This window comes from Promicromonospora kroppenstedtii, from assembly GCF_044389675.1.
Classification (GTDB): domain Bacteria; phylum Actinomycetota; class Actinomycetes; order Actinomycetales; family Cellulomonadaceae; genus Promicromonospora; species Promicromonospora kroppenstedtii.
In genome coordinates this window covers 1-25,787 of the sequence record NZ_JBIRYI010000022.1, presented here as the reverse complement: position 1 = coordinate 25,787, position 25,787 = coordinate 1, and the positions used below count along the sequence as shown (strand labels likewise).

17 protein-coding genes are annotated in these 25,787 nt (G+C 72.7%); 2 read left to right on the top strand and 15 right to left on the bottom strand.

The features are described from left to right. Nucleotides 1-2: 2 nt before the first annotated feature. Both ACH47X_RS25165 and ACH47X_RS25160 read right to left on the bottom strand, forming a co-directional pair. Entirely contained in the window at nucleotides 3-3,434 is a 3,432-nt protein-coding gene (locus ACH47X_RS25165; RefSeq protein ID WP_397407937.1) for a VanW family protein, read from the bottom strand. Nucleotides 3,435-3,884: 450 nt separating this feature from the next. Further along, nucleotides 3,885-4,283 (bottom strand): hypothetical protein, encoded by a 399-nt coding sequence (locus ACH47X_RS25160; RefSeq protein ID WP_397407935.1) that lies wholly within the window; start codon nucleotides 4,281-4,283, stop codon nucleotides 3,885-3,887. 56 nt (nucleotides 4,284-4,339) lie between these two features. Here ACH47X_RS25160 and ACH47X_RS25155 point away from each other — a divergent pair, with 56 nt between their 5' ends. Beyond that, nucleotides 4,340-4,909, top strand: a complete 570-nt coding sequence (locus ACH47X_RS25155; protein ID WP_397407933.1) for a hypothetical protein — start codon at nucleotides 4,340-4,342, stop codon at nucleotides 4,907-4,909. A 177-nt stretch (nucleotides 4,910-5,086) separates the two neighbouring features. Here the strand turns inward: ACH47X_RS25155 and ACH47X_RS25150 are convergent, their stop codons facing one another. From ACH47X_RS25150 to fdxA, 13 genes are all read right to left on the bottom strand, one after another. Then, nucleotides 5,087-6,472 carry a PIG-L family deacetylase gene (locus ACH47X_RS25150; RefSeq protein WP_397407931.1) on the bottom strand — a complete coding sequence of 462 codons (1,386 nt, stop codon included), beginning with the start codon at nucleotides 6,470-6,472 and terminating at the stop codon, nucleotides 5,087-5,089. Between the two features lie 31 nt (nucleotides 6,473-6,503). Then, the gene (gene typA, locus ACH47X_RS25145) at nucleotides 6,504-8,447 is read right to left on the bottom strand and encodes a translational GTPase TypA (RefSeq protein ID WP_397407929.1); all 1,944 of its coding nucleotides are present in this window, start codon (nucleotides 8,445-8,447) and stop codon (nucleotides 6,504-6,506) included. Between the two features lie 202 nt (nucleotides 8,448-8,649). Beyond that, on the bottom strand, nucleotides 8,650-10,395 hold the full coding sequence (locus ACH47X_RS25140) for a dipeptide ABC transporter ATP-binding protein (RefSeq protein WP_397407927.1): 1,746 nt from the start codon (nucleotides 10,393-10,395) through the stop codon (nucleotides 8,650-8,652). Next, the gene (locus ACH47X_RS25135) at nucleotides 10,392-11,354 is read right to left on the bottom strand and encodes an ABC transporter permease (RefSeq protein ID WP_036966155.1); all 963 of its coding nucleotides are present in this window, start codon (nucleotides 11,352-11,354) and stop codon (nucleotides 10,392-10,394) included. Before ACH47X_RS25135 ends, ACH47X_RS25140 begins: the two co-directional genes overlap by 4 nt. Beyond that, entirely contained in the window at nucleotides 11,347-12,273 is a 927-nt protein-coding gene (locus ACH47X_RS25130) for an ABC transporter permease (RefSeq protein WP_397407925.1), read from the bottom strand. Before ACH47X_RS25130 ends, ACH47X_RS25135 begins: the two co-directional genes overlap by 8 nt. 152 nt (nucleotides 12,274-12,425) lie before the next feature. Next, nucleotides 12,426-14,096 carry a peptide ABC transporter substrate-binding protein gene (locus ACH47X_RS25125; protein WP_397407924.1) on the bottom strand — a complete coding sequence of 557 codons (1,671 nt, stop codon included), beginning with the start codon at nucleotides 14,094-14,096 and terminating at the stop codon, nucleotides 12,426-12,428. A gap of 247 nt (nucleotides 14,097-14,343) precedes the next feature. Further along, nucleotides 14,344-15,048: an ABC transporter ATP-binding protein gene (locus ACH47X_RS25120; protein WP_397407922.1), complete on the bottom strand. Its 705-nt coding sequence runs from the start codon at nucleotides 15,046-15,048 to the stop codon at nucleotides 14,344-14,346. After that, complete coding sequence (locus ACH47X_RS25115; RefSeq protein WP_397407920.1) at nucleotides 15,045-16,031, bottom strand: ABC transporter ATP-binding protein; 987 nt, start codon at nucleotides 16,029-16,031, stop codon at nucleotides 15,045-15,047. Before ACH47X_RS25115 ends, ACH47X_RS25120 begins: the two co-directional genes overlap by 4 nt. 15 nt (nucleotides 16,032-16,046) lie before the next feature. Further along, nucleotides 16,047-18,893 (bottom strand): FtsX-like permease family protein, encoded by a 2,847-nt coding sequence (locus tag ACH47X_RS25110; protein WP_397407918.1) that lies wholly within the window; start codon nucleotides 18,891-18,893, stop codon nucleotides 16,047-16,049. Next, the gene (locus ACH47X_RS25105; RefSeq protein ID WP_397407916.1) at nucleotides 18,893-22,141 is read right to left on the bottom strand and encodes a hypothetical protein; all 3,249 of its coding nucleotides are present in this window, start codon (nucleotides 22,139-22,141) and stop codon (nucleotides 18,893-18,895) included. The genes ACH47X_RS25110 and ACH47X_RS25105 overlap by 1 nt, the downstream gene beginning before the upstream one ends. Nucleotides 22,142-22,317: 176 nt before the next feature. Next, nucleotides 22,318-23,625: a citrate synthase gene (locus tag ACH47X_RS25100; protein WP_051433166.1), complete on the bottom strand. Its 1,308-nt coding sequence runs from the start codon at nucleotides 23,623-23,625 to the stop codon at nucleotides 22,318-22,320. A 115-nt stretch (nucleotides 23,626-23,740) separates the two neighbouring features. After that, on the bottom strand, nucleotides 23,741-24,871 hold the full coding sequence (gene dapC, locus ACH47X_RS25095; protein WP_397407914.1) for a succinyldiaminopimelate transaminase: 1,131 nt from the start codon (nucleotides 24,869-24,871) through the stop codon (nucleotides 23,741-23,743). A gap of 12 nt (nucleotides 24,872-24,883) precedes the next feature. Then, nucleotides 24,884-25,201 carry a ferredoxin gene (fdxA, locus tag ACH47X_RS25090; protein WP_020017584.1) on the bottom strand — a complete coding sequence of 106 codons (318 nt, stop codon included), beginning with the start codon at nucleotides 25,199-25,201 and terminating at the stop codon, nucleotides 24,884-24,886. A gap of 138 nt (nucleotides 25,202-25,339) precedes the next feature. Between fdxA and ACH47X_RS25085 the strand changes: the two genes are divergently transcribed. Then, nucleotides 25,340-25,633 (top strand): DUF6725 family protein, encoded by a 294-nt coding sequence (locus ACH47X_RS25085; protein ID WP_397407912.1) that lies wholly within the window; start codon nucleotides 25,340-25,342, stop codon nucleotides 25,631-25,633. Nucleotides 25,634-25,787: the final 154 nt, after the last annotated feature.

The following is a 25,787-nucleotide window of genomic DNA, read 5'->3' as shown; positions in this document are numbered from 1 at the left end:
CGTCAGTCGCACACGACGGGGTTGTCGGGGTTGTAGGTGTGGTTGAACGAGTTCTCCTTGACGACCTTGCCGTCGTGCAGCACCTTGCGGGAGATGGTCACGGAGAAGCCGTCCTCGCCGCCGGGGTAGGGCTGGCAGTCGGCCGACGAGTCGTGGATCGTCGTGGTGGGCACGACGTTCTGCTTGCCGCTCGTGCTGTCCTGCACCGTGTAGTACTTGGTGCTCCAGATCCGGACCGTCAGCTGGTTGCCCGACACGAACGCCTGCATGACGGCACCGTACGGGGTGTCGTTCTTGAACTTCATGTCCTTGGCGCCCACGTAGATCGTGGCCTCCCGGCCGGCGGGGTAACGGGGGAACCAGAAGGAGTGCGCGTGGTGCTCAACGTCGTCGAACCCGGCGAAGAAGCCCGCGTTGAAGGAGGTCGTCGCCATCTGCGAGAGGCCACCGCCCACCGCCTCCACGTGCCTGCCGTTCTCGATCACGCCGGCGTCGAAGTAGCCGTTCTCCAGGGTGATCGGGGCCAGCGCCTCCAGCAGGGAGAACGTCTCCCCCGGCTTGATGAGGTTGCCCGTGACCATCTCGGCGCCGCGCACCAGGTTCTGGGTGCGGATGTGCTCGTCGGTCAGGGGCGTGCTGAACTCGGAGACGATCTCCTTGACGCCGAGGTCCTCAAGCGACTCGACGGTGTCCTTCGGGTCCTGCTCGACGAGCTCGACCGAGGTCTCGCGGTCGTCGCCGGTCGCGGCAATCCGCACGGCCTTGGCGGCCCCGCCCGGGTTGAGCGTGGTGCCGGCCTTGCCGCCGACGACGGTCGGCTTGCCGCCCGCGAACTCGAAGTGCGCGTCGGACGGGGTGTCCAGCAGGTTGGTGGTGCCGTCGACGATCGCCGCGACCGTGGCCTCCCGGTCCACGAAGGCGACGAGCTTGTCGTCCTTCGGCTCGAACCGGAAGAGCCCGGCGAGCACCTCGGGCGTCAGCACGGGCTGCTGACCGCCCACGGACACCGTGACCGGCCCCGAGACGACCTTCTGCGCGACCGCGAACTGCTTCTCGGTCTGCGCCTGCGTGATCACCGGCTCGACGGGCTCGACCGGCAGGTCGAACGGGCCCTCGGCGCGCAGCCAGCGCTCCTGGATGATGCGCGAGGTCTCGCTCGCGACGATCCGCGTGCCTTCCTTCGCGTCGGTCTTGACGGCCTGGCCGTCCACGAACCCGACGGTGCCGTCCACAGGTTCCACGGCGAGCGACTCCTCGAGGCCCGCGACGGCGGCGTCGAACTTCTCCGCGTCGATGTCCAGGAGGAGCGGCTGCTCGGAACCACCGAACATGTGCGCCCACATGCGTGTGGGACTCAGCGAGAAGCCGGTGAGGCCGGCCGCGGTACCGTCGGCGTCGATCGCGAGACCGCTCTTCTCCGGGGAGAGCTGGGCCTTGCCCTCGCCGGCCGTGAGGTCGATCGGCTCCTTGAGGCGTGGGCCGAGCTGCTCCGTCAGTGCGGACGACGCCTCGGACGGGGTCATGCCGCCCACGTTCACGCCGGCGACCGTCGTATCGCGCGGCACCGTGTCGCTCACGCTCCACGCCGAGAAGGCGTAGATCGCGAACAGCAGGACGACGCCCAGGACCGTGAACAGCGCGATCTTGGGGCCGCGACTCGGGGCGCCGTCGCCGGCGAGCCCGAAGAAGTCGTCCTGGCCCGCGGGGCCGGGGCCATTCGGGCCTGCGGGACCGTTCGGGCCCGCGGGGGTGCCGGGGCCGTTCGGGCCCTCGGCGGCGTGCGCCAGCGGCGTCGCCTCCGGGCGCACGGGCGCCCAGCTCGTCAGGGGTCGCGCCACGCGCTGGATCGCTCCGGTCAAGGGCTTGAGGAACGGGACCTGGCCGCCGTCCGCGGTCGGCACGGCGTTCGGGTCGGACGGCGCGGCCGGGCCGCCCGGCTGCCCGGCGAGCGGGACCGTCGGGGGCGGGACCGTCGCGCCCGTGTTCGCCGGGGCGCCGGACGCTGCGGGGCCTGTCGGGGTACCGGGGCCCTTCGGGGTTCCGGGACCTGCCGGGGTACCGGGCTTGGCCGGCGAGACGGAAGGCGGGGTCGAGCCGGCTACGGCCGCGCCTGCGGCTGCCGCGCCGGCGGCGGCTCCGGCGGCGGGGATGCTGCCCGGTCGGGTCTGGCTCGTCGCCGCGCCGGTCTTGGGCGGGCGGTCGAACGCGAAGACGCGCGGGGTGTACCCGCTGCGGGGCTTGGACGCCTTAGTCGGCGGGGTGGCGAGCTCCTGGACGACGGTCTCCAGCACGGCCACCTGGTCCGGGCTGTCCGCGTCGGGCTCGGCGGGCTCGTCCTGCGCGGCACGCTTGATGGCCGGGTCGGACTCGGGCGCGGTGGGCTCGGGGTCTGCTGCGGGCTTGGTCGCGGCCGGGTCGGCGTCGGCGGCGGGCGTCGGCGTCGCAGGGGCGGACGGTGGCGTCGCAGCTGCGGACGTGCCAGCAGCGGGCGTCGCGGCAGAGCCAGCGGCGCGCGGCGCGGACGTCGGAGCGCCGGCGGGCGTCTCGGCGGCCGACGTGGACGCGGCAGCGGCAGCGGGCGCGGGCGTCGCGGCAGCGGGCTTCGCGGCGGGTGCAGCCGGCGGAACCGTGGGCGGGGTCGCCGCCGTCGCAGCCGGCGCGGGCTGAGCGGCTGAATCAGGTGTCGCCGTCGCGGCGGCCTCGGTCACAGCGGGCTCGGCCGCGGCAGCCGGCTTTGCGGCGGGCTCGGGCGCGGCTGCCGAGACCGCAGGCGGGATCGCGGCCGGCTCGGCCGATGCAGCCGGCTGAGCCTCGGCGGGCGTGGTCCCGGCAGGCGCCGGGGTCGCACCGGATTCCGGCGAGGCGTCCGCGGGCGTGGCCGCTGCTCCAGAAGTCGTCACGGTGTCCCGCTCGGTCTCACCAGCGGGCGTCTTCGGAGCGGAAGGGCTCGGGGCGGAAGGGCTCGGAGCCGGGTTGGCCGGAGCGGCGGGGATCGCCGCGGCGGGCGCGGCCAGGGCCACGGGCGCGGCCGTGGGGGCGGGCTCGCCCGCGTCCGAGGGGTTCGCGGAACCCGCGGGCGCGGCAGGAGATGCCGGCGTATCAGCGTCGGCGGGCGCCTCGGGAGCACCGCCGGCGGGAGCCTGAGCGGCACCTCCAGCGGCTCCGACGGCGGGCGCCTCGACGTCCGACACGTCGTCGGCGGGCGCTGCCTCCCCGACGCTGCTCTCGTCGGTGCTGTTCGCCGGCACGTCGTTCACGGCCGCGCTGTTGGCGGCCGCGCCGCTCGCGGGCGCGCCGCCGGCGTCGCTCACAGGCGCGCCGTTCTCGGGCGCACGGCTCTCTGGCGCGTTCTCTGGCGCGACGGGGACCCCCGCGGGCGGTGCGGCGGGGACGGGCTGGGCCTTCGTAGGCTCGGACTGCTCCGGAGCGGTCACGGATTCGACCTTGTCTGCGGATCGGGGAACCGGCTGCGCGGTCGGTCGACCGGCCGGTACTGCGGGCTGCGCGGCCTGGGTGGCCGACGGACGTGCCGGGGGTTGCGACTGCTGTCGCGGCACGCTGCCAGGGCGTTTCTGGTACAAGCGAGGCGGGATGGCCGGGGCGTGATTCGTCCCGGCGTTCTCGTCTGATGTCGGCTCGAGCGGTTCGTCACGCTCGGTCGGCTGACCCATCGGCACGCTCCGTGCAACTACCCGAGACGCGGGCTTTCCGCGTCCCCCGAAGGGCGCACCTGACCTGCGGCGAATCCGCTGGACAGAATCGCCCTGGCGGGCATCCTATCCAGCGAGAATCCTGCCCAAGGCCTCGTACCGGACGCCCCGAGGTGGAGGTTTCGTATCAATCCTGCCCACCATCCTGAAGCACCCTGCGAAGAACCGCAGAGGTCAGGCAGCAGGCCGATCCCGCCGGGCCGGAACCTCGGAGAACCAGGACGACGGCAGGAACGCGACAACCGCCAGGATCGCCACTCCCGCGTACGACCAGACCATGCCGAGGATGCCCGCCGGGACGACGACGTCGCCCCCGGAACCTGGCAGCGACAGGGCCTGCACGACTGCGACCCAGCCGACGCCGAAAGCGAGCAGCGTGCCGTAGCCCGCCCACGCGCGGGCGAGCACACCGGCCGCCGCCGTGAGCGCGAACGCGAGCACCAGGCCCAGGTACAGCGAGTCGTCCCCGTACCGGTGCACGACCGTCCCGAGGGCGCCCATCACCACGCCGAGCGCGACGGCCAGCAGGGTGCGGACGATCGTTCGTCCGAGAGGACGCCGGGGTGAGTTCACCCGAGCATTGTCCAGCATGCGGCTGGGAGCACACTGCATGTGGAACACTCCCGCGGGTGAACACCCTCCAGGCACAGACGCAGCTCATCGTCCGGCAGCGCATCCGCATGCTGGTCAACCAGTACGAGGTGCGCGGCGCGCTGCCCGACGGCTCCGAGGGCGACCTCTACGCCTTCGCCCAGCAGAAGCGCGTCGCGTTCCGCGAGCAGGTCACCCTCTACACCGACGACACCAAGCGGGAGGCAGTGCTCGGCTTCAAGGCCCGCCAGGTCGTCGACCTCGGCGCCACCTACGACGTCGTCGACGCGGGCGGTACGCCGATCGGCACGTTCCGCAAGGACTTCGCCAAGTCGCTGCTGCGCAGCACCTGGCATGTCGAGCAGCCCGGCCTCGGCGTCGCCACGGGGACCGAGCGGAGCCTGCCGATCGCCATCATCCGACGGCTCGTCGAGCTCGCGTGGCTGCCGTACCACTTCGACTTCGTGATCGACGGGCGCCCCGCGTTCAGCGTCGAGAAGAAGTGGGGCCTGCGCGACCGTTACGTCGTGAACGTCCAGGACTCGCGGCTCGACCGCCGGCTCGTGACCGCCATGGCGATCGGCCTGGACGCGCTCCAGGAGCGCTGACCCCGCCGTCCGCCGCCCGCCGTCCGCCGCCCGCCGTCCGGCGCCCGGCGTCCGCCCCACAGCGACGGACCGATCTCGACGATGCCACCCCTTTTGAGGCCTAAGTTTCTTCGCTTTGCGGCTGCCCAAAGCGAAGAAACTTAGGCCTCAAAAGGGTTGGGGCGACCGGGGTACCGGTCAGCGGAGCGGGTCTGCGACGGCGTAGGTCTCCGTCGTCAGGATCGGGGCCAGCACCCCGTTGGACAGCGCGTACCACCCGGCGACCGCTCCGACGGCCCCCGGCAGTGCGTCCGCGTGCTGCACCTGGGTCGCATGCGCCCGCATCGCGGCCACGACCCGCCCCAGCACGCCGCGCACGTCGACCCGAGCGGCGGAGCCGATACAGGTGATCGGTAGTCCGTCAGGTGATCGGTAGTCCGAGCTGCCGACCACCTGACCTTCTGCCGACCACTCGGGCAGGTCCTCCTTCGCGAAGGGCGGGAGGTCCTCCGCCGGGTCCGGGAAGGTGAGGGCGTGGGCCGCAGCGAGGGCCTGCGCCTCCGGGAGGGCGGCGAGCGTGGCGCGGGCCGCACGCACCTCGGCCGCCGGGGCGACGGCCTGCCACAGCTCGGCCCCGGCCCAGGGCTCGTCCCACCGCCCGACGCCGGAACCGTACTCACCTCCGCGCACCGGCCCAGCATCCCGCTGCCCCACGCCGGAACCGTACTCACCTCCGCGCACCGGCTCAGCACCCCACTGCCCGACGCCGGAGCCGTGCTCACCTCCGCGCACCGGCTGGGCATCCCGCTGCCCGACGCCGGAACCGTACTCACCTCCGTGCACCGGCTCAGCACCCCGTCGCCCGACGCCGCCGTCCCGCTCCCCCACGCCCGAGCCCGGCGCCCACGTCGGATCCGCCGCGAGGCGCAGCGCCCGCACCGTGACATCGTGCGCGCGCACGTGGTCGGGGTGCCCGTACCCGCCGCTGGGCTCGTACGTGGCGACGACGGCGGGGCGGATCTCCCGGATCAGCGCCGCGAGCCGTCCCGCGGACTCGTCGAGCGGCACCCGCGCGAACGCCGTCGGCGGGGAGTCGGGTGCCGGGCCGGCGACGCCCGGCGCGACCCAGGCCATGCCGGAGTCCTCGTACCGCACCCCGTCCACCGATCCGGAGACAACCGCGGAGCCCGGCCCCGCCGACCCACCCAAATCAGGGCCCACAACCCCGTTTACCTGCGCATATACCGCGGGGAGGGCGTCGAGGAACGAGTGCCGGATCACTCCGTCCGCCCCGCCCGCCAACGCCGTGAGCGCCCGGGCCAGCTCGGTCTCGCGGTACGCGCCCAGCGCGGGTCCGTCGCCCTCCAGCCCGGCCCGGCCCTCCGACGTCGTACCGGGCAGGGCGATGACCTCGCCACGTTCCCCGCGCGTGCAGGTCACGACGTGCACCGGCCGCCCGGCCGCGGCGAACGCGGCCAGCAGGCCGCCGGTCGACAGCGTCTCGTCGTCCGGGTGCGCGTGCACCGCCAGCAGCCCGGAGAAAGCACTGAGTGCTGGGCCTTCGCCCGCGGAACGAAAGTTCATGGGCGAAGATCCAGCACTCAGCGGTAGGACGTCAGGAACGCTTGGCGCGAGCCGTCGCGCGGGCGCGGTCCGTGGCGTTCAGGAGCACCTTGCGGATGCGGACGACCTCGGGGGTCACCTCGACGCACTCGTCCTCCTGCGCGAACTCCAGCGACTCCTCGAGCGTGAGCTTGCGCGGCGGGATCAGGTTCTCGAAGTTGTCGGCGGTCGAGGACCGCATGTTCGTCAGCTTCTTCTCCTTGGTGATGTTGACGTCCATGTCCTCGTTGCGCGAGTTCTCGCCGACGATCATGCCCTCGTAGACCTCCTGCGTGGGGTCCACGAAGAAGGAGCCGCGCTCCTGCAGGTTGATCATGGCGAAGGGCGTGACCTTGCCGGAGCGGTCGGCGACCAGCGAGCCGGTCATGCGCGACTCGATCGGGCCGTGCCACGGCTCGTAGCCCTCGGAGATCGACGCCGCGATACCGGTACCGCGGGTGTCCGTGAGGAACTGGGTGCGGAAGCCGATGAGGCCGCGCGCCGGGACCATGAACTCCATGCGGACCCAGCCGGTGCCGTGGTTCGTCATGGTCTCCATGCGGCCCTTGCGCTGGGCGAGGAGCTGCGTGACGGAGCCGAGGTACTCCTCGGGCACGTCGATGGTCATGCGCTCCATCGGCTCGTTGACCTTGCCGTCGATCGTCTTGGTGACGACCTGCGGCTTGCCGACCGTGAGCTCGAAGCCCTCGCGGCGCATCTGCTCCACCAGGATGGCCAGCGCCAGCTCGCCGCGGCCCTGCACCTCCCAGGCGTCCGGACGCTCGGTCGGCAGCACCTTCAGCGAGACGTTACCGATGAGCTCGGAGTCCAGGCGGTCCTTGACCTGGCGGGCGGTGACCTTGTGGCCCTTGCCGCCCTTGCCCGCGAGCGGGGAGGTGTTGATACCGATGGTCATCGAGATGGCCGGGTCGTCGACCGTGATGAGCGGCAGCGGACGCGGGTCGTCGAGGTCCGTGAGGGTCTCGCCGATCATGATGTCCGAGATGCCCGCGACGGCGACGATCTCACCGGGGCCGGCCTTGTCCGTCGGCACGCGGTCGAGCGCCTTGGTCTCCAGCAGCTCGGTGATCTTCACGCTCTGCAGGCTGCCGTCGTGGCGGGCCCACGCGACGTTCTGGCCCTTGGACAGGGTGCCGTTGTGGATACGCAGCAGCGCGAGGCGGCCGAGGAACGGCGACGCGTCGAGGTTGGTGACGTGCGCCTGCAGCGGCACGCCCTCCTCGTAGGTCGGGGCCGGGATCTTGTCGAGGATCGTGGCGAACAGCGGCTCGAGGTCCTCGTTGTCCGGCAGGCCGCCGTCGGCGGGCTGGTCGGTGGAGGCGCGGCCGGCCTTGGCGGACGCGTACACGACGGGCACGTCGAGAATGGCGTCCAGGTCGAGGTCCTCGACCTCGTCCGACAGGTCGCCGGCCAGGCCGAGCAGCAGGTCGGTGGTCTCGGCGACGACCTCGCTGATGCGGGCGTCGGGGCGGTCCACCTTGTTCACGACGACGATGACGGGCAGCTTCGCGGCCAGCGCCTTGCGCAGCACGAAGCGGGTCTGGGGCAGCGGGCCCTCGGACGCGTCGACCAGCAGCACGACGCCGTCGACCATGGACAGGCCGCGCTCGACCTCGCCACCGAAGTCGGCGTGGCCCGGGGTGTCGATGACGTTGATGGTGATGCCCTCGGGCTCACCGCTCGCCGCGGCCGCGGGGCCGGCGTACCGGATCGCGGTGTTCTTGGCGAGGATCGTGATGCCCTTCTCGCGCTCCAGGTCGCCGGAGTCCATGACCCGGTCCTCGAGGTGCTGGCGGGCACCGAACGCGCCGGCCTGCCGAAGCATGGCGTCCACGAGCGTGGTCTTGCCGTGGTCGACGTGGGCCACGATCGCGACGTTACGCAGGTCGGATCGGGTCGCACGGGCCGAGGTCGGCGCGGTTGCAGGCACGGTCACGGAGCACTCATTTCCAGAAGGGAGGTCAGGGGGCGCGGACTCTGGCCCGAACGGACCGGTCTCGCAGCACCACCCATCTTACCCGCGAATCGAAATCGCCAGGTGTCGACCGTGTCACTGTGCGGTGAACACCCCCGGACGCAGCAGGCCCTCGGGTCACCGGAGTGACCCGAGGGCCTGCCACGTGCTCAGGAGGAGCGGGTCAGCCGCCGATCTCCAGGCTCGCGCCCGGGATCGCCGCCAGGAGGTCCCGCGTGTACTCCTGCTGCGGGTTGTCGAACACCTCGTCGGTGGTCGCGTGCTCCACGATGCTCCCGTCCTTCATCACGGCCACCAGGTCGGCGATCTGCCGGACCACGGCCAGGTCGTGCGTGATGAACAGGAAGGACAGCCCGAGCTCGGCCTGCAGGTCGTTGAGCAGCGTCAGGATCTGCGCCTGGACCAGCACGTCGAGCGCCGAGACGGCCTCGTCGAGCACGAGCACCTCGGGCTTGAGCGCCAGCGCACGCGCGATGGCGATGCGCTGCCGCTGCCCGCCCGACAGCTCGTTCGGGAACCGGCGCATGGTGGCCTGCGGCAGCGACACCATGTCGAGCAGCTCGCGCACCCGCGCCTCGCGGGACTTGCGGTCGCCCACCTTGTGCAGGACGAGCGGCTCCTCGATCGACCGGAAGATCGAGTACGTCGGGTCCAGGGACCCGTACGGGTTCTGGAACACCGGCTGCACGCGGTGGCGCAGCGAGAACTGCTCCTTCGCGGACATCTTGCCGACGTCCTTGCCGTCGAACATGACGGTGCCCGACGTCGGCTCCAGCAGACCCAGCACCATGTTGGCCGCCGTGGACTTGCCGGAGCCCGACTCGCCCACCAGCGCCAGGGTGTGGCCCTTGGGCAGGGCGAAGTCGATGCTGTCCACCGCAGTGAACTCGGTGTGCGTACCCGGCCGGGAGCCACGGATGTGGAACACCTTGGTCAGGTCCTTCGCCACGACCACGTCGGGCGCGGTCGTCTCCGCCTCGTCCGCGTGCTCGGCGAGCAGGTCGTCCGCCTCCGTGCCGCGCTCGTGCGCGGACTGGATGCGGCGCGACGCCAGCGACGGGGCCGAGGCCACGAGCCGCTTGGTGTACTCGTGCTGCGGGTCCTGGAGGATCTGCAGCGCGGGCCCGGACTCGACGATCTTGCCCTTGTACATCACCACGAGGTGCTCGGCGCGCTCGGCGGCCAGGCCCAGGTCGTGCGTGATGAACAGGACGGCGGTCCCGAGCTCGGCGGTCAGCCCCTCCAGGTGGTCCAGGATCTTCTTCTGGACCGTCACGTCGAGCGCCGAGGTCGGCTCGTCAGCGATGAGCAGCTTGGGCCGCGAGGCCAGACCGATCGCGATGAGCGCGCGCTGGCGCATACCGCCCGAGAACTCGTGCGGGAACTGGCGCGCGCGCCGCTCCGCGTCGGGCAGGCCGGCCTCACCCAGCAGCTCGGCGACGCGCGCGGTGCGCTCTGCCTTGCTCCCCTGGAAGCCGTTGGCGACGAGCGCCTCGTCGATCTGCGTGCCGATGCGCCACACCGGGTTCAGGTTGGACATCGGGTCCTGCGGCACCAGGCCGATCTCGCGGCCGCGCAGGTCCTCGGTCTGCTTGCGGCCCAGCCCGACGAGCTCACGCCCGCCGAACGAGATGGACCCGCCGGTCACCTTGCCGGTGCCCGGCAGCAGGTCGATGATCGCGTGCGCCGTGGTGGACTTGCCGGAGCCCGACTCGCCCACGATCGCCACGGACTGGCCCGGGTAGACCGTGAGGTCCACGCCGCGGACGGCGTCGACGACGCCGGCCGCCGTGGTGAACGAGATCTTCAGGTCCTTGATCTCGAGCAGCGGAGTGCTGTCGTCGCGCTTCTCGGCGGGCACCGGGGCGTCCTCGGTGGCCCCGTCGGTGAGGGTGATCGTGGTGGTCATCGCTTCCTCGCCTTCGGGTCGAGGGCGTCGCGCACGACGTCGCCCAGCAGGATGAAGCCGAGCACGGTGAAGGCGAGTGCGGCGGCCGGGTAGAACATGATCTCCGGGTTGGTCCGGATCGAGGCCCGCCCGTTGGACAGGTCACCGCCCCAGGAGACGGTCGAGGGGTCGAGGCCGATGCCGAGGAACGTCAGCGTGGCCTCGGCCACGATGAACGTACCGAGCGCCACCGTCGAGTAGACGATGATCGGCGCGGCCGAGTTGGGCAGCACGTGCTTCCAGAGGATGGCGCCACGGCTCATGCCGAGCGCCTTGGCCGCCGTGACGAACTCGTTGTTCTTCACGCTCAGCACGGCACCTCGGGTGATCCGGGCGATGGTGGTCCAGCCGAAGGAGGCCAGCACCAACGCGACGGCCAGGGCGCTGCGGGACGGCACGATGCTCAGGATGACGATCGCGGCCAGCACGAACGGCACGGCGAAGAAGATGTCGGTCAGGCGCGACAGGATGGTGTCGAGCCAGCCGCCGTAGTAGCCGGCGATCGCGCCGACGACCGTGCCGAGCAGCACAACGAAGGTGGTGGTGAGCAGGCCGACCAGCACCGAGGCCTCGGCCCCGTAGAGCGTCCGCGTGTAGATGTCGCAGCCGTTCTTGTCCGTGCCGAAGAAGTGCTCGCCCGACGGCGGGAGGAGCGAGTTCGCGAGGTCGCAGCCCGAGCGGGGCAGCTGGTCGGTGAACAGACCGGGTGCGATCGCCACGACGATCACGATGACGATCATCGCCGCGGAGACCCAGAAGAGCACCCGGTGGCTCATCTCGCGCCACGCCTCCTGCCACATGCTGGAGGGTGCCGTGTCCGTCGAGACGGCGTCCACCACACCCACCTTGACCTCTTCGGGTGCGGCCACGTAACGGTCCTGGCCCGGACGCGGGGCCTTGTCGTAGCGGTTCTCAGGCATAACGGATCCTCGGGTCCAGGACGGCGTAGAGCAGGTCCACGAGCAGGTTGGCGACGATGTAGATGAGCACCAGCACGGTCGACAGCGTCACGATCGTGACGGACTCACCGCGCTGGATCGCGTTGAACAACGTGCCGCCGACGCCGTTGATGTTGAAGATGCCCTCCACCACGATCGACCCTGCCATGAGGTTGCCCAGGTCCACACCGACGAAGGTGACGACAGGGATCAGCGAGTTGCGGAGCACATGGCGGTTGACGACCCGGCCGCTGGACAGGCCCTTGGCACGCGCCGTGCGCACGAAGTCGGCCGTGGCGTTCTCGATGACCGAGGTGCGGGTCAGGCGCAGGATCTGGGCGAACGACGTCGTGGCGAGCACCACCGCCGGCATCAGCAGGCTGACGAAGTCGGGATCTCGGCCGGCGGTGACGGGCAGCCAGTCGAGCTGGACCCCCACGACGATCTGCAGCACGAGGCCGGTGACGAAGGTCGGCAGCGCGATGAGCAGCAGGCTGAACACGAGCACCGTCGAGTCGAAGAACTTGCCCTTGCGCAGGCCGGCGAAGAGACCGAAGGCGATACCGAAGACCGTCTCGATGACCAGAGCCATGATCGCGAGCTGGAACGTGATGGGCAGGGCGTCCACGACGACGTCCGACACGGGGCGGCCGGTGAACGTGCTGCCGAGGTCGAAGGTGAAGATGCCCTTCAAGTAGTACAGGTACTGGACGATGAACGGCTGGTCGAGGTGGAACTGGGCGCGGATCTGCTGCTGCACGGCTTCGGGCAGCCCTCGCTCACCACCCAGTCCGGCCACGGGGTCACCAGGGCGCAGGAACACCAGCGCGTAGAGCAACAGGGTGGCGCCGAGAAACACAGGGATCACCTGCAGCAGCCGGCGACCGAGATACCAAAGCATCGAGAATTCTCCTTGGGCGGTTTCAGCGAACCATTCTCCCGGATAACTCCCGGGTGACGCGCCGCAGCACAGTCGAAGGCGGGGTACGCATGGTGCGTACCCCGCCTCACCTGGAGCGGAACGTCACGCCGGGGTACCGGTCGTGATCAGGCTCACTCCGACTTGGTCACCTGGTACAGGATCGGGTCGCTGTCCCAGCCGAACACGACGTTGTCGACGGACTCGGACCAGCCGCCGGTCGCGTTGTTGTACCAGAGCGGAATGCCCGGGAGGTCCTGGAACAGGATCGTCTGGGCCTCCTTGTAGAGCTCGATCGCCGCGTCCGGGTCGGACTCGCCGTTCGCCTCCTTCAGCTTGGCGTCGAACTCCTCGGACGAGTAGCCCATGTCGTTCGAGCCGGCGCCCGTGCCGTAGATCGGGCCGAGGAAGTTGCTCATGGCCGGGTAGTCGGCCTGCCAGCCGCCGCGGAAGAGACCCTTGATCTTCTCGTTGTCACGCGCGTCGAGGAACTCGTCGAACGTGGGGTAGGCGTCGAACTCGCAGTCGATGCCGAGCGTGTCGCGGATGCCGTTGCAGGTCGGGTCGATCCACGACTGGTGGTCGCTGTCCGCGTTGGAGGCGATGAACAGGGGCTCGTCACCCCACGGCTCGATCTCCTCGGCCTGGGCCCAGAGCTTCTTGGCCTCGTCCGGGTTGAAGTCGAGCACCTCGTTGCCCTCGAGGTCCTCGGTCCAGCCGTTGATGACCGGCGAGGTGAAGTCGGTGGCGGGGGTACGCGAACCGGAGAAGACGGTCTCCGTGATCGACGCACGGTCGATCGCCATCGAGATCGCCTGACGGCGCAGCAGACCGGCCTCGCCGGACAGCTTCTCGTTGTACTCGGGGACGTTGATCACCTGGATCACGGCGGCGGGCTGGTTGACCGCGCGGTCGCCCAGCTCGTCCTCGAACGTGCCGAAGGCGGAGGCCGGGACGTTGGTGACGATGTCCAGGTTGCCGTCGAGCAGGTCGTTGTACGCCGAGTCCTCGTCGGTGTAGGCGACCAGGTCGATACCACCGTTCTGGACCTCGCGCTCGCCCGCGTACGTCTCGTTCGGGCGCAGCTCGATCAGGGAGTTGTGCTCCCACGTCTCCAGGACGTAGGGGCCGTTGCCGATCGGGGCCTCGCCGAACGCCTCCGGGTCATCGAAGAACGACTCGGGCAGCGGGTAGAACGCCGAGTAGCCCAGCCGCAGCGGGAAGTCGGACTCGGGCTGCGCGAGGGTCGCGGTGAACTCGGTGTCGCTGACGACCTCGAGGCCCGACATCTCCTTGGACGCGGGCACCTCGCCCTCCTTGGGCGCGCCCTCGGCGTCGAGCTGGTCCTCCGCGAGCTGGAGGTCGGTGAACCCCTCGATGGGCTCGAAGAAGTAGCTCAGGTTCTGCGCGTTGGGTCCGTAGGCGCCGTAGTTCCAGGCGTCCACGAAGCTCTGGGCCGTGACGGGCGTGCCGTCCGAGAACTCCCAGCCGTCCTTGAGCGTGATCGTCCAGACCTTGTTGTCGTCCGACTCGATCGACTCCGCGACCTCGTTGTGCACGACGCCCTCGGCGTCGTAGTAGACGAGCCCGGCGAAGACGTTGCTCGTGACCTTGGACCCGAAGGTCTCGTTGGTCATGGTCGGGATGATCGGGTTCTGCGGCTCACCGTTGCCGACCGTGACGATGCCGGTGCTGGCACCCTCACCGGTCTCTTCGCCGCCGCCGCCACCGCCACAAGCGGTCAGCACGAGCGACGAGGCGAGCGCGAACGCGCCGAGCCCCATAAGTCGCTTTCGAGGTGTCACGTGTCCTCCTGGGTAGCAGTACACCCCGGTGCGGCGGGTGCCGTCCGGAGCGATGCGGACGCTTCGTTGCGCCCCGTGGTATCACGGAATAACGTAACCGCTCCCTGCCCATGCCGATGACCACCATCATCGAAACGCCACCGAGTTGTGACCATCTCGGTATGTGGGAGTAACACCGGGTAACAGTTCTGACCAGGCGGTTCTCACAGCCGTAACACAGGCGCCGAGAGGCCTTCGACCAGGAAATTCACCCGTGGCCTCCAGCCACCACCCTGCCGTCGCGCAGCTCCACCACCCGGTCGGCCCTTGCCATCAGCTCCGGGTCGTGGGTGGAGACGACGGCGGCCACCCCGCGCTCGTGCACCACCCTGGCCAGCAGATCCATCACCACGGCCGCCGTGCCCGAGTCGAGCTGACCGGTGGGCTCGTCCGCGAGCAGCACCTCCGGGTCGGCGACGAGCGCGCGGGCGATGCCCACCCGCTGCTGCTGCCCGCCCGAGAGCTCGTACGGCCGCTGCTTCGCGTGCCCGCTCAGGCCGACGGCGTCCAGCGCCTCCGCCACCCGCCGCGAGCGCTCGTCCTGCGGGGTGCGCCGCAGGCGGAGCGGGACCTCCACGTTCTCCGCGGCGGACAGCACGGGCACCAGCCCGAACGACTGGAACACGTAGCCGATCCGGTCGCGCCGCGCGGCCAGCACGTCGCGCTCCCCCAGCGCGGACAGCTCGGCGTCGCCGAGCCACACGCCGCCCGACGTCGGCCGGTCCAGCCCGCCGAGCAGGTTCAGCAGCGTCGTCTTTCCCGAACCGGACGGCCCGCGCACCACGAGCAGCTCGCCCGCGGCCACCTCCAGGGTCGCGTCCGCCAGCGCGCGCACCTCGCCGGCACCGGTGCCGAACACCCGGGTGAGGCCCTGGGCACGCAGCACGGTGCGGGCCGGGGTGGTGGTGGTCATCGCTCCTCCTCGGTGGCGGTCTCGACAGGCTCGACCTGCGGGTGGGGCTCCGCCGCCTGGCCCGGCGCAGCCGGCCACACGCCCACGTGGTCGGGCTCCAGCGCCAGCCGCACGCGGTCGCGCAGGTCGAGCGCGTGCACGAAGTCCTGCGGCAGCTGCAGCCGGCCGACCCGGTCGACCACCGCGAACTCCTCCGCGACGTGCCGCTCGGCGCCGTGCTCGTCGACCTCCGTGCGGCGCAGCGTCTCCGTGGACGTGCGCCCGTCGCGGATCTGGACGGTACGCGCGACGTGCTCGGACACGGTCGGGTCGTGCGTCACGATCAAGGTGGTCACGCCGGTCTCGCGGTTGACGCCACGCAGAGCCTCCAGCACCTCGACCGAGGTGGCCTCGTCGAGCTCGCCGGTGGGCTCGTCGGCCAGGAGCACACGCGGGTTGTTGGCCGCCGCCACCGCGATGGCGGTGCGCTGCTGCTCACCGCCGGACATCTCCCCCGGCCGCCGACCGGCCACGTGCCCGACCTCCAGCAGCTCGAGCAACGCCTCGACCCGGCGCGCGCGCTCGCGCCGCGGCAGCGAGCCGGCCAGCTCCAGCGGGAGCCGCACGTTCTCCGCCGCCGTGAGGTAGGGCAGCAGGTTGCGCGACGTCTGCTGCCAGACGAAGCCGACGGTGGACCGCTGGTACCGCACCCGCTCGGCGTGGCCCATGGTCAGCAGGTCGGTGCCTGCCACCACCGCGGAACCACCGGTCGGCGTGTCCAGGCCCGACAGGATGGTCAGCAGCGTGGACTTGCCGGAACCGGACGCGCCGACGACGGCGACGATCTCCCCGGGCTCGACCGTCAGCGTGAGGCCCTGCAGGGCCTGCACCTCCACGCCGTCGGTGGCGAAGATCCGCACCAGGTCGGCGCACCGGATCTCGCCGCCTTCCGCGGGCCCGGCCGAGGCCGGCGCGCCGCCCGTCAGCTCGATGGTCGTGCTCATCGGTTCTCCCTCATGTCAGTCGTTGCTCCCCATCCGGAGCTGGGCGGCCACCTCGCCGCGGCGGCTCAGTGCCGCCGCCACGCCGACCGAGGCCAGCACCACCACCACGAAGCCGACGGCGGCCGCGCCCAGCAGCGCCGGGTCGTACTGCGCGTCGGGCTGGGTCGGGCCGCCCGTCAGCGCGGTGACGTCCACGGCGGCCAGCACCACCTCCGGCACCACCACGCCGAGCACGGCGCCCATCACGAGGGCCACCACCGCCCACGGCCCGATCTCCCAGCCGACCAGCCCGCGGCCCTGCCGGGGCGAGAGACCGAGGGTCTGCAGCACGGCGAGCAGCCGCGCCCGTGCGGGAGCGGCGAGCATGAGCGTCATCACCACGGCCCCAGCGCACAGCAGGCCCGCGAGCAGCACGGCCAGCACGAACGCGACGGCCAGCCCGCCCGAGACGGGCGCCGCCAGCACGGCGTCGGCCTCCTGGTCCGGGTCCTCCACGACCGACGACGGGAGCAGCCGGGAGATCTCGCCCGTCACGGCGGCGCGGTCGGCGTCGTCGGACAAGCCCACGAGCGCGAGGCGCGCGTAGGTGACGTCGCCCGTGGCCTCGGCGAGACGGTCGCCGTCGGCCAGCACGAGCGAGCGGCCGGCCGGCAGTCCCGGGAGCTCGTCGACCACGTCGACGACCTGGACGGGCACGTTGCCCGCCTGCGTCGTGAGCGTGATCCCGGTGGTCCCCGGCCCGACGCCCGGACCGGCCGCACCGGGGGTGAGGATCACGGGGAGCGCCCCGTCGGCGTCCGCGCCGCCCTCCCCGGCCAGGTCGGTCAGCGCCTCGGGGGCGCCCTCGACGTCCTGCTGCGCGACGGCCAGCTCGGCCGCGTCCACGGTCCACACCTCGGCCCTCGGCGAGGAGCCCGCGCCCTGCAGCACACCGTCGCCGACGTCGCCCACCGGCGACACCGCGGCGACGCCGTCGATCGCCGCCACCTGCTCCGCCACCGGCGCGTCGACCACGGGACCCGAGACGCGCAGGTCCGCGCCGGTCGCCCGCCATGCCTCACGGACCACGCCGCCGGAGACCGTGGAGTACAGGACGGCCGAGGTCGCCGCGACGGCCACCGCGAGCACCAGCGCGATCGCCGGGACGGGGCCGCCCGCGGGGTCGCGCGTGGCGCGCGCGGCACCCAGGAACGGCACCAGGTCGCGCCGGGGCGCGAGCGCCCGCTCGGCCGCGAGCGCGAGCCAAGGGTACGCGCGGACCGCGAGCAGCGTGAGCGCCAGGGAGACCAGCAGGGGCGCCGCGGCGACGAGCGGGTCGACGCCGGTCCCGGAGCCGGCGCCCGACCCGGCCACGACGCCGCGGGAGAGCAGCAGCCAGGTCGCGAGCGCGGCGCCCGCGACGACGAGCACCTCCAGCACCCAGCGCACCCGGCTGCGCGAGCGCGGCGCGAGGTCCGCCCGCGTGGGCCGGAGGCCGGCGGGCGACGTGGCGAGCGCGAGGGCGAAAGCCGGGGCGAGGCCCGCGGCCACCGCCAGGAGGACCTGGACGGCGGTGACGGGGGCGTCGAGGCCGGCCACGGCCGAGAGCACCAGGCCCGCCGCGAACCCCACCGCCGCCGAGCCGAGCCCGACGACGAGCCCCTCGCCGCCCATGAGGAGCCGCACCTGGGTACCGGACGCGCCACGGGCCCGCAACAGGGCGAGCGCCGAGCGGCGACGGTCGACGACGAGCCGAGCCCCCAGGGCCAGCACGGCGACGGTGGCGCCGAGCGGGCCCACGGCGAGGACGGCGACGATCGCGTCGACCCCGGTGCGCTGCGCGAGCAGGCTCTCCAAGATCTCGGTGAGCCGGCTGGTGGGCCGCAGCTGGAGCGGCGTGGGGTCGTCAGGGCCGGCCGCGACGGGGAACGTCCTGGCCGACTGGCCCTGCATCTGGGACAGGAGCACCGGCACCTCGGCGGCCGTCAGGCCGTCGGTGCTCACCGGGAACCAGACGCGGGTCTCGGCCACCCCCAGGGTGAGCGGCGTGAGCATGGCCGGGTCCACGTAGGCGGTCGCGGTGCCGAGCAGGCCGCGGTTCGGGTCCGCGATCACGGATGCCCTGGCACCCAGGGCGTGGTGCAGCCAGTAGTCCGCGTCGGGGTCGCCGGTGTCGAAGATCCCCGTCACGACGAGGGACGGGTAGCGACCGGCCAGGGCGATCACGCCCGAGCCGGAGAGGTTGTCGTACCGGCCGCCGAGCTCCCAGCCGTACGTCTCGGCGACGGCGCGCGACACGGCGACCTCGAAGGCCGGTGCCCGCTCGGTGGGCTGACCCACGGACTGCTCGTCCCCCAGGAACACGGGCCCCGCGGTCGCGGTGGGCCAGCGCCCCTCGATCAGCTCGGCGTGCTCGTCCAGGTCCGGGGCCGTCCGGAGGAACACCTTGGCCTCGGCGAGCTCGGAGCTGGGTACCGGGACGGTGTACGCGGGGTCGGTCGAGGTCACGTGGAAGAGCGGCGCGCCCATGACCGAGCGCAGCGGCTCGGGGGACTCCGCGCGGACGGCGTGCAGGTTCTCGACGAACGGCGCCCAGTCCGGCTCGTCCGGCACGCCGCCGCCGACCGCGCCCGGGTCGTAGAAGCCGCCGGACGGCGCCTGGCCGGGAATCGAACCCACCACCGAGATCACGTCCCGGGCCGGCCCCGAGGCGGTCGCGGTCTCGTAGGCCACCTGGTCGGCGTGCATGGTCGCGACGGCGCGCGGCGCCGTGGACAGCACCCCGGCGGCGAGGAACGCGACGACGCCGAGCACCGCCGTCGCGCCCCACGACGTGCGCAGCTGGCGCCGGGCGAGCAGGCCCAGCCCGGACAGGGCCGCCATCAGCGGACCTCCTCGCGGTAGGTGGTGTCGCGTGCCTGGGCGGCGACGCGGCCGCCGACGCCGGCCGCGACCAGGACCAGCCCGGCCATCGCGGCGGCCAGCACCAGGGCGGTGCCCCCGGACGCGAGGACGAGCTGCGCGGGCGGCGCCGCGTCGATCCCGGTGAGGGTCGCGGCGGCGAGCCCGCCCGCGGCCAGGGCGGCCACACCCCACCCGGCGACAGCGCCGACGGCGAGGGCGACGATCCCGACGGTGATCAGCTCGGCGGCCCGCGCCCGGCCCTGTGCCACGGGGCCGAGCCCCACGGCGCGCAGCACGATGACCTCCCCACGCCGCTCGCGCAGCGTGGCGACGGCGACCGCGAGCACCCCGGCCAGCGCGAGGACGGTCGCCCCGGCGGCGGCAAGCCAGAACGAGACGCGCACGGGCACCGCGGTGTCGGTCGAGCCGTAGCCCGGGGTGCTCACCGCGGGCCGCTCCCGGCTGTTCGTCCCGGCGGCCTCGGCGGCGGCCGTCGCGCCCTCGGCCAGGCTCGCCACGGCGGGTGCGGGCCCGGCCGGGCCGGGCGGCCCCGCCGCGAGCCAGACCTCGTTCGTCAGCACCGGGTCGCTCACGTCACGCACCAGCGCGGCGGCGAGCGCCCCGCGGTCCAGGAGCGCCGCGTAGGGGTCGAGTGCGCCGGGCACCGTGCCCGACGACGCCACGACCTGCACCGGCAGCCGCGTGCCGCCCAGCGTCAGCTCGAAGGTGTCCCCCGTGGCCACGCCGAGCGCGCCGGTCAGCGACGACGACGCCAGCAGCGGCACCGGCGCCGCCTCGGGGCTGCTCAGGAGCCGCAGCCGGCTGGCCGCGGTGGCGCCGTCCTCGCCCAGCGCCATCGTGAGGTCGGCCTTGCCTTCCGTCAGCACGAGCCCCGAGGGGCCGTCGAAGGTCTCCGACGGCGTCCACCGGGGCTGCTCGACGTCCTGCCCGCCCGCCGTGATGCCCTCGACGGCCATCGTCACCTCGGCGATCGACCAGCCGGGCCGGGTGTCGACGTCGAGCGCGGCGATGCGCCAGGCCTGGCCCTGCGGGGGCGCCGGCACGTCGGCGGTCAGCTCCTGCACGGCCGGGTCCTCGCCGAGGTCGCCGTCCCCGCCGCCCTCGGTGAGCTGCCCGAGCTCGACCGTCGCGACCGACCCGTCGGGCGCCGCGAGCACGAGGGACAGGTCGAGCTCGTGCCGGGGCGCCCAGTCGGCCAGCTCGGTCCTGACGGTCTCCTCGATGCCGGCGCGCACGGTGAGGGTGACGTCGCGGGCGCCGTCGGGCAGGGCGGGCGCGTCGGCGAAGCTGTCGCTCGCCAGGTCGCCGGCCAGCCGCTCGACGTCGAGCACCTCCTCCGGGGCGCGCACCACCTGCGGTACGGCGGCCGCGGGCAGCGCCAGCATCGTGACCGGCAGGCCGTCGGAGTAGGCGGTCCCGGACAGCACGGGCGCCGAGGCCACGGCGCTGTCTCCGGGGCCGGTCCCGCCCGGCAGGAAGGGAGCCGGGTCCAGGCGCCCGCTCTCGGGCGCTGTGATCCGCACGTCAGCGCCGTTGGTGAGCACGTCGACGTCCTCCCGCAGGCGTTCGGCGGTGCCGGCGTAGCCGCCGGCCAGGGTCGCGGCCCCGCCGGCGAGCACGAGCAGGACCACGGGCACCACGTAGACGACGATGCGGCGGGCCACCTGGCGCGCGGCGAGCGGGCCGACGACGCCGCGCGACCGCCCGGCGAGGGCCGCCCACAGGCGCGTGGCCGGGCCGAGCACCGCCATGGCCGCGACGGCGAGCGCGGCCAGCGCGAGCGCGGGCGCGGCGGCGGCCGTGGGGTCGGTGCGCAGACCGCCGGGAGTGGTCACCAGCGGCGAGCCGTAGCGCAGGAGCTGGGCCACGCTCACCGCGGCGGCGGCCACCGTCAGCACCACGGTGCCGAGCGCAGCGACCTGCCGCACACGCCCCGAGCGGTCGGTCACCTGGCGCCGCACCGCCGCCTGCGCCTGCAGCGCGGCGACCAGGACGAGCGTCGCGGTGGCCACCACGGCGACCGCGAGGGCCACGGCCAGGGGCGCACCGGCGGTGGCGGCTGTCCCGGGGCCGGCACCCACGACGGCGCGCAGCGCGCCCCATGCGGCGACCCCGCCGGCCGCTGCGGCGGTCAGTGCGAGCAGCGCGACCTCCACCGCGGACGCGGCCGTCACCGTGCCGGGTGCGGCGCCGCGGGACACCAGGAGCGCGACCTCGCCCTCCCGGGTCGCCGCCAGCAGCCGGGCCACCTGCACCAGCGCGACCAGGCCGACGAGGGCCAGCAGGGACAGCGGGACGAGCGCGACGGCGTCGGCGGCGCGCAGCGCGGCGCCCAGGTCGGCGGCCGTCACGTCGAGCGTGCCGGTGATGGTCAGCCCGCGGGGGGCGACGTCGTCGTCCTCGCCCAGGGTCCGCTCGACCTCGGGGGTGAGGGCCGCGAGGGCGGGCAGGTCAGCCGGGGTGATCGCGTCGCCGTCGGGCACCACGGTCCAGCGGGCGAACGGGACGGTGTCCAGTCCGGTGATGACGTCCGCGCTCACGACGACGGGCCCGGGGTGGGCGCCGTCCGCGCCGGTCAGCACGGCCGGGTCACCGAGCCAGCCCGCGTCGTCCGGCTCGGTGACGCGCCAGGTCGCGCTGACCGTGACCGGGGTGCCGGTATCCGTGGGGTCCTCGGGGTCCACGCCCACCCGGAGCGTGTCGCCGACCGACAGGCCGGCGGCCTGGGCCGCGTCGGCCTGGAGGGCAGCCTCGTCCTTCGCGGTGGGCCACGCGCCGTCCACGAGGGTGACGCCGCTCGCGCCCGCCCCGGACAGGGCGTCCTGGCGCGAGGGCGCGGGCAGGAGCGCCACCGACCAGCGGCCGAGGTCGGCGCCGTCGGCGCCCGCCGTGTACTGCGGCTCGGTCCGCACGTCGTAGGTGACGCGGTGCGGTACGCCGTCGAGCAGCTCCGCGAGCACCTGCTGGACGCGCGCGTCCTGGGCGTCGGCCTCGGCGCCGTCGGCGAGGCGGGTGGCGAGCTGGACCGCCCGCCCAGAGGGCTCGACCGCTGCCAGCCCGTCGCGGGCGCCCGCGGTGGCGGCGGCCTGCGTCCAGCCGACGGTCACACCGAGCGCGCCGGTCAGGACCGCCACCAGCAGCCAGACGAGCGCGAGCAGCCCGCGGTGCGCCGTGGACCGGCGGGCAAGGAGGGTGGCTCGACTCACGGGGCCAAAGTAGCCCGCCCCTGTGACACTCACGACGAAACTGTGGCTGCCGGAAGCAACGATCCGGTCACGCAGCCCTGCGGCCCCGGAAACGAGTTCGGTCGGTTGCTCTGAGTTCGGTCCAAGAATGGACCGAACTCAGAGCAACCGACCGAAATGGAAGGCTTTCCCCAGGCTCAGCGCTGCGACGCCGGAACGTACGGGCGCTCGGTGGCGCCGGTGTAGACCTGGCGCGGGCGCCCGATCTTGGTCTGCGGGTCCTTGATCATCTCGCGCCACTGGGCGATCCAGCCGGGCATGCGGCCCAGCGCGAACAGCGGCGTGAACATGGCCGGCTCGAAGCCCATGGCCTTGTAGATCAGGCCGGTGTAGAAGTCGACGTTCGGGTAGAGCTTGCGCTCCACGAAGTAGTCGTCCGAGAGGGCGATCTCCTCCAGGCCGCGCGCGATGTCGAGCAGCTCGTCCTTGGCGCCGAGCTTGTCGAGCACCTCGTCGGCCGACTTCTTCACGATCGCGGCGCGCGGGTCGTAGGACTTGTACACGCGGTGGCCGAAGCCCATCAGGCGCACGCCGTCCTGCTTGTTCTTGACCTTCTCCATAAAGGTCTCGACGGTCTCGCCACCCGACCGGATCTTCTCCAGCATGGTGAGCACCGCCTCGTTGGCGCCGCCGTGCGCGGGACCCGAGAGCGCGTTCACGCCCGCGGCCACTGATGCGTACAGGGTCGCGTTGGAGGAGCCGACGACGCGCACGGTGGACGTGGAGCAGTTCTGCTCGTGGTCCGCGTGCAGCACGAGGAGCTTCTCCAGCGCGTCCACGATCACCGGGTCGGCCTCGTAGGCCTCGTACGGCGTCGCGAAGGTCATGCGCAGGAAGTCCTCGACATAGCCGCGCGAGTAGTCGGGGTACAGCAGCGGCTCGCCCACTCGGCGCCGGTGCAGGTAGGACGTGATGGTGCGGGTCTTGGCCAGCAGCAGCACCGTGGCGAGGTCGACCTGGTCGTCGTCCGCCGGGTCGAGCGACTCCGGGTAGAACGTGGACAGCGCGTTGACCGCGGAGGCCAGCACGGCCATCGGGTGCGCGTTGCGCGGGAACGTTCCCATGAAGGTGCGGAAGTCCTCGTGCACCAGGGTGTGCCGGTTGACGCGCTCGGTGAACGCGTCCAGCTCCGAGGTGCTCGGCAGCTCGCCGTAGATGAGCAGGTAGGCCACCTCGAGGAAGCCCGAGCCGGCGGCGAGCTGGTCGATCGGGTAGCCGCGGTAGCGCAGGATGCCGGCATCGCCGTCGATGTAGGTGATCGAGGACTCGCACGACGCCGTGTTCATGAACCCGGGGTCGACCGTGACCAGGCCCGTGTCCTTGAGCAGCGACGACACGACGATGCCGTCGTTGCCCTCGCTGGCGGCGACGACAGGCAGGGTGTGAGTGGTTCCGTCGACGGCGAGCTCGACGCGGCTCGAGCCGTCCAGCGGTGTGGAGGTCATGTCTTCCTTCCTGAGTGGCGCACGAGGGACGCTGCTGTGAAAGAAAGGTGTCGGGACAGCGTCGACCTGGGGCACGACAGTATCGCGCCCTGCTCTAGTTTTTCCAATCCATCGGTCAAGGCTGCGTGATGCGTGTCACAGCATCGGCAATCTGCGCGTCAGTCGAGGTCAGCGCCACACGCGTGTGGGTGCCGTCGCCGTACAGATGACCCGGTGCGGTGAGGATCCCGCGCTCGGCGAACCACTCGGCCACCGACAGGCCCGGCCGCCCGTCCGGAGCCGCCACCCAGAGGTACAGACCGGCGGTCGACTCGTCGATGACGAACCCCGCCTCGGTGACCGCGGCGGCCAGCGCCCGGCGACGGGCGCCGTAGGCCTCGCGCTGCGCGGCGACGTGGGCGTCGTCGGACATGGCGGCCGTCATCGCGGCCTGGACCGGCGCGGGCACGATCAGGCCCAGGTGCTTGCGAGTCTGCGTGAGGTCCGCGACCAGGGCCGCGTCGCCGGCGAGGAACGCGGCCCGGTAGCCCGCGATGCTCGACTGCTTGGACAGGGAGTACGCGGCCAGCAGCCCCTCGTGGGACCCGCCGCACACGCTCGGGTCCAGGATCGAGGGCACACCGCCGGTGCCGGTGATGGCGTCGTACGGCGTGTCCCACACCAGCTCGGCGTAGCACTCGTCGGAGACGACGACGGCGCCGATCGCGCGCGCGGCGTCGACCACGGTGCGCAGCGCGGCAGCGTCGAGCACGCGGCCGGTGGGGTTGCCCGGGCTGTTGACCCAGACCATCTTGACGTCGTCCCGGCCGGCCCAGTCGGCGACGTCGTCCGTGGCCAGCGGCGTGGCACCGGCCGCGCGGATGCCCGCGAGATAGGTGGGGTAGGCCACGGCGGGGTGCACCACCACGTCGCCGGGGCCCAGGTGCAGCAGGGAGGGCAGCAGCCCGACGAGCTCCTTGGAGCCGATGGTCGGGACCACGGCCGCGGGGTCGAGGCCCGGCACGCCGCGGCGCCGGGCGAACCAGTCCGCCACGGCCTGGCGCAGCGCCGGGGTACCCGCCGTCATCGGGTAGCCGGGCGCGTTCGACGCGGCTTCGAGCGCCTTCCGCACGACGTCGGGCGTCGGGTCCACGGGCGTGCCCATGGACAGGTCGATCAGCCCGCCCGGGTGGGCCCTCGCCGTGGCGGTGATGCCGTCGATCGAGTCCCAGGCGAAGGGGAGATCCGAGAGGTCGTGCAGGCCCATGCCGACGGGCCGTCAGGCCTGGGGCGGAAGGGCCGCGATCATCGGGTCGTCCTTCTCGATGACGCCCATCTTCGCGGCGCCGCCCGGCGAGCCCAGGTCGTCGAAGAACTCCACGTTCGCGCGGTAGTAGTCCTTCCACTCGTCGGGGACGTCGTCCTCGTAGTAGATGGCCTCGACCGGGCAGACCGGCTCGCAGGCGCCGCAGTCCACGCACTCGTCCGGGTGGATGTACAGGGAGCGGCTGCCCTCGTAGATGCAGTCCACGGGACACTCCTCGATGCACGCCCGGTCCTTGACGTCGACGCACGGCTGAGCGATCACGTAGGTCACTTGGAGGGTGTCCTTCCACTTCCGGACTGAGGATCATGCACGATGCCGACCGCGGGACCGGCCCGGCGGGGCGATCCTAGTATCTCCCGGGACGCCCCCTGATCCCCACCGGTCTCACGCAGCGGAAGGAGAAGTGACGTGACATTCGCTACACCGGCCGCGCCCGGCGGGTGGCGGGGCCTGCACCCCGGTACCCGCGTGGTGGTCCGGCGGCGGCTCGCACCAGCCGGCCCGGTCGTGTCCGACGGCGGCACGGCGCACCGCTGGACGGACCTGATCGGCCACGTCGTCGAGGTCTCCGACGCAGGCCTGCGGCTGCGCACCGACCCGGCGCCCGGGCGCGGCGAGCCGCAGGAGGTCACGGTGCCGGCGGCGGAGATCGAGGCGGCCAAGCCGGTCCCGGAGCGCCCGGCACGTCGGCCGCGGAAATGAGATCGGTCGGGGGGGGGGGGGGGGGGGGGGGGGGGGCCCCCCGGGGCGGGGCCCCCCCCCCCCGGGGGGGGTTTTTCCCTTGCCTTGGGGGCCGTGGGCGGCCCTCAGCGCCCCCCAACCCCCCGACCGCTCAGCGAAACCGCCTCACCCGGGT